This window comes from Candidatus Accumulibacter sp. ACC007 (assembly GCF_907163205.1).
Lineage (GTDB): Bacteria > Pseudomonadota > Gammaproteobacteria > Burkholderiales > Rhodocyclaceae > Accumulibacter > Accumulibacter regalis.
This window is the reverse complement of the sequence record NZ_CAJQUD010000010.1, coordinates 68696-83640: the sequence shown is the minus strand read 5'-3', so window position 1 is coordinate 83640 and position 14945 is coordinate 68696. Positions and strand designations below refer to the sequence as shown.

The 14945-nt window shown below is 64.7% G+C and carries 10 protein-coding genes; 1 reads left to right on the top strand and 9 read right to left on the bottom strand.

Features of this window, described 5'->3' with window-relative positions:
- Window positions 1–1015 precede the first annotated feature (1015 nt).
- From QZ634_RS19565 to urtA, 6 genes are all read right to left on the bottom strand, one after another.
- Entirely contained in the window at window positions 1016–1948 is a 933-nt protein-coding gene (locus tag QZ634_RS19565; RefSeq protein WP_366145431.1) for an urease accessory protein UreD, read from the bottom strand.
- Complete coding sequence (urtE, locus tag QZ634_RS19560; RefSeq protein ID WP_291991178.1) at window positions 1945–2637, bottom strand: urea ABC transporter ATP-binding subunit UrtE; 693 nt, start codon at window positions 2635–2637, stop codon at window positions 1945–1947. The genes QZ634_RS19565 and urtE overlap by 4 nt, the downstream gene beginning before the upstream one ends.
- Before the next feature lie 4 nt (window positions 2638–2641).
- Window positions 2642–3478 (bottom strand): urea ABC transporter ATP-binding protein UrtD, encoded by an 837-nt coding sequence (urtD, locus tag QZ634_RS19555; protein ID WP_291991177.1) that lies wholly within the window; start codon window positions 3476–3478, stop codon window positions 2642–2644.
- Window positions 3475–4725 carry an urea ABC transporter permease subunit UrtC gene (gene urtC, locus QZ634_RS19550; protein WP_291991176.1) on the bottom strand — a complete coding sequence of 417 codons (1251 nt, stop codon included), beginning with the start codon at window positions 4723–4725 and terminating at the stop codon, window positions 3475–3477. Before urtC ends, urtD begins: the two co-directional genes overlap by 4 nt.
- Before the next feature lie 45 nt (window positions 4726–4770).
- Window positions 4771–6369: an urea ABC transporter permease subunit UrtB gene (gene urtB, locus QZ634_RS19545; protein WP_291991175.1), complete on the bottom strand. Its 1599-nt coding sequence runs from the start codon at window positions 6367–6369 to the stop codon at window positions 4771–4773.
- Between the two features lie 83 nt (window positions 6370–6452).
- Window positions 6453–7721: an urea ABC transporter substrate-binding protein gene (gene urtA, locus QZ634_RS19540; protein ID WP_291991174.1), complete on the bottom strand. Its 1269-nt coding sequence runs from the start codon at window positions 7719–7721 to the stop codon at window positions 6453–6455.
- Between the two features lie 521 nt (window positions 7722–8242).
- On the opposite strand from urtA, the gene QZ634_RS19535 reads away from it, so the two are divergent.
- Complete coding sequence (locus QZ634_RS19535; protein ID WP_291991173.1) at window positions 8243–9094, top strand: hypothetical protein; 852 nt, start codon at window positions 8243–8245, stop codon at window positions 9092–9094.
- Window positions 9095–10817: 1723 nt separating this feature from the next.
- Here QZ634_RS19535 and QZ634_RS19530 read toward each other — a convergent pair.
- The 3 genes from QZ634_RS19530 to QZ634_RS19520 all read right to left on the bottom strand — a co-directional run bounded on the left by QZ634_RS19530 (window position 10818) and on the right by QZ634_RS19520 (window position 14803).
- A complete protein-coding gene (locus tag QZ634_RS19530) occupies window positions 10818–11105 on the bottom strand; it encodes a GIY-YIG nuclease family protein (RefSeq protein WP_291991241.1) in 288 nt (95 codons plus the stop codon).
- A gap of 357 nt (window positions 11106–11462) precedes the next feature.
- Window positions 11463–12512 carry a nucleotidyltransferase domain-containing protein gene (locus tag QZ634_RS19525; protein WP_291991172.1) on the bottom strand — a complete coding sequence of 350 codons (1050 nt, stop codon included), beginning with the start codon at window positions 12510–12512 and terminating at the stop codon, window positions 11463–11465.
- Between the two features lie 968 nt (window positions 12513–13480).
- The gene (locus tag QZ634_RS19520; protein ID WP_291991171.1) at window positions 13481–14803 is read right to left on the bottom strand and encodes a UDP-glucose/GDP-mannose dehydrogenase family protein; all 1323 of its coding nucleotides are present in this window, start codon (window positions 14801–14803) and stop codon (window positions 13481–13483) included.
- Window positions 14804–14945: the final 142 nt, after the last annotated feature.

Here is a 14945-nt window from a genome sequence, read left to right as displayed (position 1 = left end):
CTCGTCGGCCCACACCGCGCCCCTCGTCGGCCCAACCGCGCAAGCATCCCGCCCCCCCAAACCCCGTCATTGCGAGGAGCGTAGCGACGCGGCAATCCAGTTCCATCCTCTCACTTTCTTCCGCCGCATCAGCCAAACGAAAAACAAAACCCCTGGATTGCCACGTCGGCTGCGCCTCCTCGCAATGACGGACGGGCCGCTGGAATCCATCCGCCCCACCCGCGCCCCTCGTCGGCCCGCACCGCGCCCCTCGTCGGCCCACACCGCGCCCCTCGTCGCCCCAACCGCGCAAGCATCCCGCCCCCCCAAACCCCGTCATTGCGAGGAGCGCAGCGACGCGGCAATCCAGTTCCATCCTCTGACTACTGGTGCGCCGCATCAGCCAAACGAGAAACAAAACCCCTGGATTGCCACGTCGGCTGCGCCTCCTCGCAATGACGGACGCGCCGCTGGAATCCATCCGCCCCACACCGCGCCCCTCGCCGCCACAACCGGGCAACCATCCCGCATCCCCCAAACCCCGTCATTGCGAGGAGCGTAGCGACGCGGCAATCCAGTTCCATCCTCTCACTTTCTTCCGCCGCATCAGCCAAACGAAAAACAAAACCCCTGGATTGCCACGTCGGCTGCGCCTCCTCGCAATGACGGACGCGCCGCTGGAATCCATCCGCCCCACACCGCGCCCCTCGCCGCCCCAACCGCGCAACCCTCCCGCCCCCCCCCAAACCCCGTCATTGCGAGGAGCGTAGCGACGCGGCAATCCAGTTCCATCCTCTGACTACCTGTCCGCCACATCAGCCAAACGAAAAACAAAACCCCTGGATTGCCACGTCGGCTGCACCTCCTCGCAATGACGGACGGGCGTCTGTGGCGGCGCATTTTCGACGAGGCTTCCAGCAAGCCGGACAGCCGCTTGCAACCACGTCGTCGTGCGCATTCCCGTCGTGGGCATTCCTATGTTCCATCCTGCGTGCAACACGACCCTGCCTACGCAGGCCGTCCGTCAGGCCGGCGGTCAGGTACTCCAGATACGCGGCGGCACGGCCGGCTTGCCGAGCGCCAGCGGGCGCAACTGCTGCCATACCTCGCTCAACCATTCCCGTGCCGCCTCGGCGCCCGGAGCCAGGCAGCGGGCAACGAGCAGCTCGGGCAGCGCGGTCACCCCGGTCAGCAGGCCATCGGCCACCGGGAGCGCACGGCAGGCTGCCAGCCAGTCGGGATCGACCGGCCTGCCGGCGAGCAGCAGCGTCGCACTCACCGGCCGACCGGCGAGACCCGCGCCAGCGTCCAGCCACGCCGAGCCACCGAGCAGCCGGCCGCGTTCCAGCCACAGCGGCCGTCCCTGCCTTTCGATGCGCGTCGCCAGGTCCAGCCGGCCGCGGCTGAAGCGCTCGCCGGACGCGGTTCTTCCCAGGCAGAGAATCTCCCAGCCGCAGAACAGCGCCCCGGCAGCCAGCTCGACCTGCGTCTGCATCTGCGCTTCAGCGCCGTCGAAGACGATCGTCTCCTGCGGCAGATACTCAACGACGCCACCCTCGCCAACGCGCACGCTCAGCGACTGGCGCGCCTGCCGACCGCCCGAACGATACCACTTGCCGGCGCCCGGCGTCGTCACCAGCACGCGCGCACCGGCTCCGACGCTGAGCGAAATCTCCAGGCTGTCGCCACCGGCGATGCCGCCTGGCGGGTGCAGCACGATCGCGTGGCAGACGTCCGGGCCTTCCGGGTAGAGCGCCTTCTGCACGCGCAAGGGTCCGAAATGCTCACGCTGCACCAGCACGCTGGTCCCGCCGCGGCGTTCGACGCCCAGCGCCAACCGCGCCTGCCAGCCCGGGCGTGCCGCCTCCTCGAGCGCCTGGCGGCTAGGGCGCGGAGCTTCATCGCGCCTCTCCAGACCTTCGCGCGCAGCTTCATCGCGCCACCCCTCCTCGCCCTGCGCCGCGATCAAACGGCGAGGGCTGCGAGAACCCCGTCTTTTTCCATGTCTTCGCCTCGTCCGCGCATGATGATTTCGCCACGTTCCATGACCAGATACTGATCGGCCAGCGAACGCGCGAAATCATAGTACTGTTCGACGAGCAGGATGGCCATTTCGCCGCTTTGCGCAAGCGCCCGGATGGCGCGCTCGATGTCCTTGATGATCGACGGCTGGATGCCTTCGGTCGGCTCGTCGAGGATCAGCAGCCTGGGGCCCATGGCCAGCGCGCGGCCGATGGCCAGCTGCTGCTGCTGGCCGCCGGAAAGGTCGCCGCCGCGGCGGCGCAGCATCTGGCGCAACACCGGGAACATCTCGAAGATGCGCTCGGGAATCGGCGTACTGCCCGGACAACTGGCCAGCCCCATGAGCAGGTTCTCGTGCACCGTCAGGCGCGGGAAGATCTCGCGCCCCTGCGGCACGTAACCGATGCCCGCCTTGACCCGCTGGTGCGACGCGCTGCGGGTCAGGTCACGGCCGGCAAACTCGATGCTGCCGCCTTTCGTCGGCACCATTCCCATCAGCGACTTGAGCAGGGTCGACTTGCCGACGCCATTGCGGCCGAGAACCGCCGTCACCTTGCCGGCCTCGGCGCTGAAACTGAGGTCGCGCAGGATGTGGCTGCCGCCGTAGAACTGGTTGAGATTCCTTACGTCGAGCATGTTCTCAGCGCCCCAGGTAGACTTCGATGACCCGCGCGTCGGCCTGCACATCTTCGAGCGCGCCTTCGGCGAGAACGCTGCCTTCGTGCAGCACCGTGACCTTGCCGCCGAGCTGCTTGACGAAAGCCATGTCGTGTTCGACGACGACCAGCGAATGCTTGCCGGCCAGGGTCAGGAAGAGCTCGCCGGTGCGTGCGGTTTCCTCGTCGGTCATGCCGGCAACCGGTTCGTCGAGGAGCAGCAGCTTCGGCTCCTGCATCAGCAGCATGCCGATCTCCAGCCATTGCTTCTGGCCATGCGAGAGCAGGCCGGCCAGGCGATCGGCGTGGGCAATGAGGCGAATCGTCTGCAGCGTCTCGGCAATGCGGTCGCCGGCCGCGGAATCGAGCAGCGCCAGCAGGCTGCGCCAGACGCGCTTGTCGGTCTTCATCGCCAGCTCGAGATTCTCGAACACCGTATGGTTCTCGAAAATGGTCGGCTTCTGGAATTTCCGGCCGATGCCGAGATGCGCGATCTCGGGTTCGGAAAGCCGCGTCAGATCGAGCGTCTGGCCGAAAAAGGCCTTGCCTTCGTCAGGCCGCGTCTTGCCGGTGATGACGTCCATCATCGTCGTCTTGCCGGCGCCGTTCGGCCCGATGATGCAGCGCAGCTCGCCGGCGTCGATGGTCAGGGAGAGCTTGTTCAGTGCGCGGAAGCCGTCGAAGCTGACCGTGATCTCGTCGAGATAGAGGACGACCTTGTGCGACAGGTCGAGTTCACCCGGCTTGAACATATGCCCGAGTTCGGCGGTACCGCTGCCCCAGTCGGGGTTGTCGGTGACCAGCAGGTCGGCGGTGTTCATGCGCCTGCTCCTTTCGCTGCCGGTAACGGCGTCGCCGCGGGCGCACGGTATTTTCCGGCCTCTTTCCCCGCCTCTTTCCCGGACTCTTCCTCGCGCTCGCGCCGGACATCGTTCGCCGTGCCCTGCGCGCTGCTCTGCCCGGCGCGCAGCCGCCGGTAGAGCCCGACGACGCCCTGCGGCAGCCACAGCGTGGACACGATGAACAGCGTACCGAGGAAGAACAGCCAGTACTCGGGGAAGCTGACCGTGAACCAGCTCTTGGCGAGATTGACGAGGAAGGCGCCGATGACCGCGCCGATCAGCGTTCCGCGCCCGCCGACGGCCACCCAGATGGCGATTTCGATCGAGTTGGCCACCGCCATTTCGGAGGGGTTGATGATCCCCACCTGCGGCACGTAGAGCGCACCGGCAATGGCACAGAGCATGGCCGACAGGGTCCATACAAAAAGCTTGTACCACAGCGGGTTGTAGCCGATGAACATGACCCGCGACTCGGCGTCGCGGATCGCCGTCAGGATGCGCCCGAACTTCGAAGTGACCAGGAAGCGCGCCAGCAACAGGGTGCCGATCAGCGCCAGCGCCGAGAGCGCGAAGAGCACGACGCGGGTTTCCGGGGCGGTGATCGAATAGCCGAGGATGCGCTTGAAATCGGTGAAGCCATTGTTGCCGCCGAAACCGGTCTCGTTGCGGAAGAAGAGGAGCATCGCCGCGTAGGTCAGCGCCTGCGTGATGATCGAGAAGTAGACGCCCTTGATCCGCGAGCGAAACGCGAAGTAGCCAAAGATGAAGGCGATCAGCGCCGGCACGATCAGCACCATCAGAACAGCCCACAGGAAATGATCGCTGCCGGTCCAGAACCAGGGCAGCTCCTTCCAGTCGAGGAAGACCATGAAATCGGGCAGGTCGCTCTGGTAGCTGCCGTCACGACCGATTTCGCGCATCAGGTACATGCCGAAGGTGTAGCCGCCGAGGGCGAAGAAAAGGCCGTGGCCGAGCGAGAGGATGCCGCCGTAACCCCAGATCAGGTCCATGGCCACGGCGACGATCGCATAGCAGAGGATCTTGCCGGTCAGGGTGATGAAGTAGGTCGACAGGTGCAGCGGATTCGCGGGCGGCAGCAGCAGGTGCATGACCGGAACGGCCACCAGCGCGAAGGCGGCGAACAGCCCGATCAGCAGCCAGCTGCGCGCGTCGAAGCTGCGCCCGAGGCGGACGATGAAGGGCGTGCGGGCAGGCGAGGAAGTCATGGACGCTCCGGTCACGATGTCACGAGTCAATGTCACGATTAAACGTCACGATTCGACGAAACGGCCCTTGAGGGCGAACAGCCCCTGCGGACGCTTCTGGATGAAGATGATGATGATCACCAGGACGACGATCTTGGCGACCACCGCACCGGTCCAGCCTTCGAGGAACTTGGTCATCACGCCGAGGCCGAGCGCAGCCCAGACCGCGCCGGCAAGCTGCCCGACGCCGCCGAGGACGACGACCATGAACGAATCGACGATATAGCCCTGCCCCATGTCCGGGCCGACGTTGGCGATCTGCGACAGCGCCACGCCGCCAAGTCCGGCGATGCCGGCGCCAAGCGCGAAGGCCATGGTGTCGATGCGCCCCGTCGGCACGCCGACGCAGCCGGCCATCGGCCGATTCTGGGTCACCGCGCGGACGAACATTCCCATGCGCGAGAGGTTGAGGATCGACCACATGGCGGCCAGCACGGCAACCGAAAAGCCGATGATGATGATCCGGTTCCACGGCAACAACAGATTGGGCAGCACTTCAATGCCACCGGCCATCCACACCGGGTTGGCGACCTCGACGTTCTGCGCGCCGAAAACGGTGCGCGCAACCTGGATCAGGAACAGCGAGATCCCCCAGGTGGCGAGGAGCGTTTCCAGCGGACGCCCGTAGAGGTGGCGGATGACGACGCGCTCCATGAGCACGCCGACCAGCGCCGCGGCGAGGAAACCGGCCGGGATCGCCGCCAGCAGGTACCAGTCGAGCAAGTTCGGGAAATAGGCCTGGAAGACGCTCTGCATCGCCCACGCCGAGTAGGCGCCGACCATCAGCAGCTCGCCGTGCGCCATGTTGATCACCCCCATGACGCCGTAGGTGATCGCCAGGCCGAGAGCCGCCAGCAACAGGATCGACGCCAGCGAGACGCCGGTGAAGGCGCGCCCGACGTTCTCGGCAAACGCCAGGCGTTTCTCGATCGCCCGGATCGACGTACCGGCAGCCGCACGTACGGCACTGTCCGGTTCGGCCCAGCTGTCGCCGCGCTTTTCGGTCAGCGGCCCGAGCAGCTGAAGAACATTGGGATCGCCGCTTTCGCCGAGCAGGCGAACGGCCGACAGGCGAACGACAGCGTCGCTTGAACCGACGCTGCCCTGCGCGTACGCCATCTGCAGACGCGCCTTGATCTCGGGATCGGCTTCGGAAGCCAGCGCCTTTTCCAGCAAGGGCAGCATCTCGGCGTCGGCACCCGACGCCAGTTCCTGCGCTGCCTCCCAGCGGATTTCGCGGTCGCTGGAAAAAAGACGCAGCGCGGCGAGCGTCGACGAAAGTTCACGGCGCAGGCGGTTGTTGATGCCGATCGACCCGGTTACTTCCGGCGCCGGGGTAAGCTCGGTATTGGTCGCCGCGTCGATCACCCGCTCGCCGTCGACGATCACCACGCGTTCGCCGGCCAGCGCCAGCGAGCCCTTGACCATGGCCTTGAGCACCGGCAGCGCCTCACTTTGCGCGCCATCGACCAGCGCCGTGATGGCGACGATCTTGGCGTCGTTGCCGTCGGACGCCAGCGGGCCGAGCAGCGCCGGGTCGATCGCCGCGTGCGCGCACGCCATGCTCAACAGCCAGCCCGCAACGAGTAATCGAATAGTACGCATGCTTTCTCCAGGATCAGGCACGGACGGCGGCAACGCGCCGCCCGTGCCGTCAGCCATTCATTCAACGAACGACGCTTGCTTGCTTATTTGCCTTCCGGCTCGCCCTTCTTCTTGTCGTTGCCCGGGATGTACGGGCTCCACGGTGCCGCCTTGACCGGACCAGGCGTCTTCCAGACGACGTCGAACTGCCCGTCGGCACGGATCTCGCCGATGAACACCGGCTTGTGCAGGTGGTGGTTCTTCTCGTCCATCTTGATGGTGAACCCGGACGGCGCCTTGAAGGTCTGCCCGGCCATCGCCGCGATGACCTTGTCGACGTCGGTCGACTTGGCCTTCTCGACCGCCTGCTTCCACATATAGACGCCGATATAGGTCGCCTCCATCGGGTCGTTGGTCACCGCCTTGTCGGCGTTCGGCAGGCCCTGCTTGACCGCCCAGGCGCGGTAGGCCTTGGTGAAGCCGTCGTTCACCGGATTCTTCAGGGTCATGAAGTAGTTCCACGCCGCCAGATGGCCGACCAGTGGCTTGGTATCGACGCCGCGCAGCTCTTCCTCGCCGACCGAAAAGGCGACCACCGGCACCTCGGTGGCCTTGATGCCGGCGTTGCCGAGTTCCTTGTAGAAGGGAACGTTCGAGTCGCCGTTGATCGTCGAGATCACCGCCGTGCGCTTGCCTTCGCTGGAGAACTTCTTGATCTTGGCGATGATCGTCTGGTAGTCGCTATGCCCGAAAGGCGTGTACTCCTCCATGATGTCGGCGTCGGCGACACCCTTGGACTTCAGGAAGGCACGCAGGATCTTGTTGGTCGTGCGCGGATAGACGTAGTCGGTGCCGAGCAGGACGAAACGCTTCGCCGAACCACCATCCTTGCTCATCAGGTACTCGACCGCCGGGATCGCCTGCTGGTTTGGCGCCGCACCGGTGTAGAAGACGTTGTACTCGAGTTCCTCGCCTTCGTACTGCACCGGGTAGAAGAGCAGGCCGTTGAGTTCCTTGTACACCGGCAGCACCGACTTGCGCGACACCGAGGTCCAGCAGCCGAAAGTCACCGCCACCTTGTCCTGGCTGAGCAGCTGCCGCGCCTTCTCGGCGAACAGCGGCCAGTTGGACGCCGGATCGACGACCACCGGCTCCAGCTGCTTGCCGAGCACGCCGCCCTTGGCGTTGATCTCGGCGATGGCCATGAGCACGGTTTCCTTGAGCGCCGTCTCGGAAATCGCCATCGTCCCCGAGAGGGAATGCAGGACACCGACCTTGATCGTCTCGGCGGCCAGCGCGTTGAACGAGGCCAGGCCCAGGGCCGCGCTAACGGCAACGGCGGAAACGGTTTTGACGAAATTGCGACGTAGCATTTGTTTGCTCCTCGAAGTTGGGAAAGTGGCCAATCAGAAAAATTTCTTCCAGCAAGAGGCACTAAGCAATCCGCGTGCCAGGAACTGAACCGACCGGGAAGAGGAGGCTATAAGGAGGGATTGACGGCCAGCCGCAGCCGCACGCCCGCCTTTCGACAGGAGCACCGCACCAAAGCGGGGCGTTTCGCGGCGGCGTGCACCACGATGGAAACGCACACCACCAGCAAGGCCATACGCTGCTCGAAGATCTGACTTGCGACCGGCGGACGGACCCGCGTGATGTACACTTCGCGGCAAACCATGCAGCCATTCCAGGCCGCACGACGCCGGGGCCGCGACGACTTTCGCGGTGGTGGGGACCTGCCGAATCACCCGCCTGGCGAACATCCGCCATCCACGACGCCAGGCCGCCCGCCCCAGGAAGAGTTCCGATCGATCCCTGCCTCACCCCCCTTCCGCACCCGCTCTCGCACCGACGCTCGCTGGCCTGGGCCGTCGCCGCGTCGCTGCTCGTGCACGCCGTGGCGCTTTTCCTTCCCGAGAAAGAAACGCCACCGGCGCAGAGCACAGCGCGCTTCGAAGCCACCCTGTCACGCGCCGCGCCGGCCATCGCGCAAGCGAGCCCGCCGCGGCCGCCCCGCCCGGCGACTCCGGCCAAACCACCCACTCCAGCCACGCGGCCTGCTCCCCCTGCTCCGCCCCCGGCGAAGCGCGCACCGGCCAAAGCGGCGGTCAAGAAACCTGCGCCGGTCAAGCCGAGCAAGCCACAGCCACCGCCCCAGCCGCAGGTCATCGCCATTCCGGAAGCCGCGGCACCGGCGGTCCCCGACACCAAGCGCTGGTTCACCGGCGAGAAGATGGAAATGAAGCATTTTCTCGACGACCTGGAAACGCAGGCCACGGCGCCGGCCAAGCCCAGCCTGGCGCAGCGCTCGCTGGCCATGGCGCGCGGCCAGGGCCAACAGCAGGCTCGCCAGGACGAAGAGGGCACGGCGACCGTCGAGCTCCTGCCCAACATGCCGCCACCCGATCCCTTCAGCCTCGACTTCTACCTCGACAGCCTCGTCAAGCGACTCAATCGCAGCGCCGCCTTTGTCCGCAACGACCCGCGCAGCAAGGGCGTGCGCCTGGCCGCCGTGCACTTTCGGATCAATCCCGACGGCAGCCTGAAAACCTTCAAGGTTCTCAACGCCGGCGATCAGCAGGACGAGATCGCCTTCATCAAGTCGGTCGTCGAACGCGCCATCCCCTTCGCCGCCTTCCCGCCCGCCGTCGCCCGCTCGGCCCGCTCGCTGGGGATCACCATCTGCATCCAGCCAAGCAGCGGCGGCAATTTCGGCTTCTCGCGCACGTCCGACGGCCGCGCCTGCTGATCGGGAGCTTGATAGAAATCATGTCGCGCCGCTGGCATGCAGCGGCCCGCAAGCACGTCATGAACAACGACAAACAGACCACGCCCTCACACCGTGATAGCGAGGAGGCGCAGCCGACGCGGCAATCCAGTTCCACCCTCTCACTGCCTTTCCGGCACAGCGAAAAAACGAAAAGCCAAACCCCTGGATTGCCACGTCGGCTGCGCCTCCTCGCAATGACGTGCGGGTTGACTGGAGTGCGCCGTCGGCTACTTTTCCTCGCAATGGCGCTCCGGCTGACTGGATCGCGCCGTCGGCTACGCGAGATCGTCATGACGCACGCGTAGCCGATCACCACCGTCCAGCCCCATGCGTCGCCAAACATCCGCCGGACTTTCCGTGCGTCAGCCTTCGCGCCGCAGACGCCTCGTGAACAACGACCAACAGCCCCCCCCACCACGCCGTCATTGCGAGGAGGCGCAGCCGACGCGGCAATCCAGTTCCACCCTCTCACTGCCTTTCCGGCACAGCGAAAAAACGAAAAGCCAAACCCCTGGATTGCCACGTCGGCTGCGCCTCCTCGCAATGACGTGCGGGTTGACTGGAGTGCGCCGTCGGCTACTTTTCCTCGCAATGGCGCTCCGGCTGACTGGATCGCGCCGTCGGCTACGCGAGCTCGTCATGACGCACGCGTAGCCGATCACCACCGTCCAGCCCCATGCGTCGCCAAACATCCGCCGGACTTTCCGTGCGTCAGCCTTCGCGCCGCAGACGCCTCGTGAACAACGACCAACAGCCCCCCCCACCACGCCGTCATTGCGAGGAGGCGCAGCCGACGCGGCAATCCAGTTCCACCCTCTCACTGCCTTTCCGGCACAGCGAAAAAACGAAAAGCCAAACCCCTGGATTGCCACGTCGGCTGCGCCTCCTCGCAATGACGTGCGGGTTGACTGGAGTGCGCCGTCGGCTACTTTTCCTCGCAATGGCGCTCCGGCTGACTGGATCGGGCCGTCGGCTACGCGAGCTCGTCATGACGCACGCGTAGCCGATCACCATGGTCCAGCCCATGCGTCGCCAAACATCCGCCGGACTTTCCGTGCGTCAGCCTTCGCGCCGCAGACGCCTCGTGAACAACGACCAACAGCCCCCCCCACCACGCCGTCATTGCGAGGAGGCGCAGCCGACGCGGCAATCCAGTTCCATCCTCTCACTGCCTTTCCTGCGCAGCGAAAAAACGAAAAGCCAAACCCCTGGATTGCCACGTCGGCTGCGCCTCCTCGCAATGACGTGCGGGTTGACTGAATCGCGCCGCTGGCTGATTTACCTCGTCATGACGCGCGGGTTGACGGTATCGCGCCGTCGGCTACGCGAGCTCGTCATGACGCACGCGTAGCCGATCACCACCGTCCAGCCCCATGCGTCGCCAAACATCCGCCGGACTGTCGGTGCGTCAGGCGTCGCGCCAAAATGCGTCGTGGAAAACGACGAACAGCCCATCGCCCCCACCCCGTCATTGCGAAGAGCGTAGCGACGCGGCAATCCAGTTCCACCGTCTCGCTGCTTTTCAGGCGTAGCGAAAAAGCGAAAAGCCAAATCCCTGGATTGCCACGTCGGCTACGCCTCCTCGCAATGACGTGCCGGTTGACTGAATTGCGCGGTCGGCCACTTTACCTCGCAATGACGTGGAGGCTACCTGGATCGCGCCGTCGGCCACTTCACCGCGTCATGACGCACGGGTTTCCGCTCACACAATGCCCCCATAAAGATCCTCCCACCCCGGGTTCATCGCCTCGATCAACTGCAACTTCTTGAGCCGCGACCCGGCCTTGATCTGTTTCTCGCGTGCAATGGCCAGCTCCATCGAGTCATGCAGCTCGTAGAACACCAGCAGGTGCGCTGCATATCGGCGCGAAAAACCATCAACCAGATCGTTCCTGTGCTCCCAGACCCGCTTCACGAGATTCGACGTCACGCCGCTGTACAGCGTCCCGTTGCGTCGACTGGCCAAAATGTAAACGGCTGGCTGCCTGATCATCAGAAACCCTGTCTCCCCACAAAAGATAGCGAATCGCCACCCGCAAGACGCCCCGACAAACACACCGTCATTGCGAGGAGCGCAGCGACGCGGCAATCCAGTTCCACCGTCTCGCTGCTTTTCGAGCGCATCAATAAAAGCGAAAAGCCAAACCCCTGGATTGCCACGTCGGCTGCGCCTCCTCGCAATGACGTGCGGGTTGACCGGATTGCGCCGTCGGCCACGTTACCTCGCAATGACGGGCGGGCTACCTGAATCGCACCGTCGGCCAATTTACCGCGTCATGACGCACGGGTCGCCGATCACCACCGTCCACCCCATGCGTCGGCGAACATCCGCCGGACCTTCCGTGCGTCAGGCTTCGAGCCAGAAACTCTGATCATCGAGATCTGGCGCCAGTGACAGCAAGGCTGCCTTGCCCTGCAACGCCCGCCTCTGCCAGCCACGTCCGCGCGAAAGCGCGTCTCGCCATGCCTCATTGAAAGCTTCCACCGGTCCATGCTCGGCGAAGAAGGACATCAGACAGGCAGCCTGAAGCAGATCCTTGCCCGCTTTCGTCCGCTCCCTGACCGGACGCTCCCCATAGACAAGCAGCTTGTGAACCGCGTAGCGCGCCGGATCAGGCAGATTGACCATGCACGCTCCCTCGCGCCCCAGAACACACCCCTGGGTGGAGCCCTGCAACGAGAACTCCATGAACTTCAGAGGCTCCAGTACCAGACCGAGCTCTGGCAGGACAACCGGCGCCTTCCCCCTACGATGGGCAGAAGTCACAAAATCCAGACGCAATTCGGGATCGAGCGGGTTCCGATATTGAGCACCGGCACCGCCATCGAACTGGCTGATCGGCAGCAAGCCCATCTCCAGTGCGGTCAAGGCGTCATGGACACTCAAGTGCAAGTTCGCCGGCAGCGCCACCGACACGTTCTTGCCCGCATGTGCGAAATCCACGTCCTGGGTACGCTGACCCGATTGCCAGCGAACACCCAGCAGGTTGCCCATGGCGACAAAGGCATGGGTACCGATCAGCAAGCCACCGGCTCGGAAAAAACCATACTCCGCCAAGCGCTTGATGATTCGGAAGTGCTTCGCAGCCACCACCTCGCAGCCCAGCGCCACCGCGGCACCGGTCAAAGGCAGCAGCGGCCTGTGGTTTTTGCCTTCCGCGAAGCGCCCTACCAGGGCACGGACACGATCACTGTCCGGCCCCACGTATGCCATGCGACCCTTGCCATCGAAATCCCGATAGCCAAAGTACCAGTATTCCCGGCCTTTGATCGTGCGCTTGTGGAAAGCACCGGGGAACCCCGCCAGCGCGGCATGGAGTTCCACGACATGCGCTTGCTCGGCCAGTTCCGCATAGGCTGTCTGGGCGGTTAGAGAAAGATCCGAGAATCGCGCCATCGCAGCGCCAGCTCCGTGAGTGAATTACTACACAATCCATCGTAACGTATAGTAACTCAGCGTGGACTTCTGGCGCGCCGACCTACATGGCGCAAGGTCCGGCAACTGGCGTTCCCTTTTCACCAACCGAACGACGATTGAACACTACAGATCAGCGCCGCCACACAGCTCACCCCGATCGGTGAGGAGCCCGATTCATCGGGCGACAAAGCGACACCAGGAACTGCCAGAGGCGCCAGACCCCTGTTGCCTTTCTCTGGCGCGTTGCGAAGAGGCGCAGCCGACACGGTAATCCTGGTACCCAGCCGTCATTGCGAGGAGCACAGCGACGCGGCAATCCAGTGCCACCGTCTCACTGCATTTCCGGCACAAAGAAAAGACGAAAAGCCAAACCTCTGGATTGCCACGTCGGCCGCTCCTCCTCGCAATGACGTGCGGGTTGACCGGATTGTGCCGTCGGCAACTTTACCGCGTCATGACCCACGGGTTGCCGATCACCACGGTTCAGCCCCATGCGTCGGCGAACATCCGCCGGACCTTCCGTGAGTAAGGCTTCGAGCCACAAGCGCGTCGACGACAACGACGAGCAGACCATCCCCCCACACCGTCATTGCGAGGAGCGCAGCGACGCGGCAATCCAGAGGTCTGGCTTTTCGCCTTATCGGTGCGGCGGTCGCAAAATAGCCAGACGGTGGAACTGGATTGCCGCGTCGGCTTCGCCTCCTCGCAATGACGTGCGGGCTATCTGGATGGCGATGGCGGCTTCGACTCCTCCCCGCAATGACGTGCGGGTTTTCTGGATTGCCGCGTCGGCTTCGCCTCCTCGCAATGACGTGCGGGCTATCTGGAGACCACAATGGCAGCGTTCCCCGCAACGGCGCGCGAGGGGTCGGCTACCGGCTCGGCTTCGCCCCCCGCAATGACGCGCGGGTTATCTGGAGCCGCAACCGCGCCCCTCGCGTTTCCCCCTACAGGCGCCCGATCGCAAAGTACTCCAGCCCGGCCCGGCGCGGAACCGCCGGGTCGTAGAGATTGCGGCCGTCAAAGATCGCCGGCGTCTTGAGCAGTGCCTTGATGGCCGGGAAATCCGGCGCGCGGAACTCCTTCCACTCGGTGACGATCGCCAGCACGTCGGCACCCTGCACGGCGAGCATCGGCTTGTCGACAAAGTCGATGCGCGTTTCGCCGGCAAAAATCCGCTGTGCTTCATGGCTGGCCACCGGGTCGTAGGCGCGCACGCGAGCGCCACGCGCCAGCAGGTCGGCGATCAGCACCCGGCTCGGCGCCTCGCGCATGTCGTCGGTGTTGGGCTTGAACGCCAGCCCCCAGAGGGCGATGGTCTTGCCCGAGAGGTCTTCGCCGAGGCGCTTGACGATCTTTTGCGTAAGCACGCTCTTCTGCGCGTCGTTGGCGTCCTCGACCGCCTGCAGCACCTTGAGGTCGTGCCCGGCGGCGTGCGCGGTGCGAATCAGCGCCTGCACGTCTTTCGGAAAACACGAGCCGCCGTAACCGGCACCGGGGTAGAGAAAGTCGAAACCGATGCGCGGGTCGGAACCAATGCCCTTGCGCACCAGTTCGATATCCGCGCCCAGCCGTTCGCTGAGGTTGGCCAGCTCGTTCATGAAGCTGATCCGCGTCGCCAGCATCGCGTTGGCGGCGTACTTGGTCAGCTCGGCGCTGCGCACGTCCATCACCAGCAGGCGCTCGTGATTGCGCTGGAAAGGCGCATAGAGTTCGCGCATCACGTCGATCGCGCGCGGGTCCTCGGTTCCGACGACGATGCGATCGGGCTTCATGAAGTCGGCCAGCGCCGCGCCTTCCTTGAGGAACTCGGGGTTGGAGACGACGCTGTAGTCGATGCTTTCCCCGCGCGCAGCGAGTTCCTCGGCAAGCGCCGCCTGCACCTTGTCGGCGGTACCCACCGGCACCGTCGATTTATCAACGACGACCTTGTACCCGGTCATGAAACGGCCCACGTTGCGCGCCGCCGCCACCACGTACTGCAGGTCGGCCGAGCCATCCTCGTCCGGTGGCGTGCCGACGGCGATGAACTGCAGCAGGCCGTGCGCAACGGCTTCCTCGACATCGGTGGTGAATCGCAGTCGGCCGGCGTCGACGTTCGCCTTGACCATCGCATCCAGACCGGGTTCGAAGATCGGAATTCCGCCTTCCTTGAGAATGCGGATCTTTTCCGCATCGACGTCGAGACAGAGCACGTCGTTGCCCACGTCGGCCAGACAGGTTCCAGATACCAGACCGACGTAGCCGGTACCAATGACAGTAATTTTCACTTCAAACGACCTCGCAAGACGAACAGCAAAACCAACCGATCAATGCCGCCGAGACGATCCGGGCCACGGCGTAGCACGACCGCAACAGTTCGGGCACAAGTTTAGTGGCTGCATACCCGATGAGACCTTCGGCGCCCGTGAA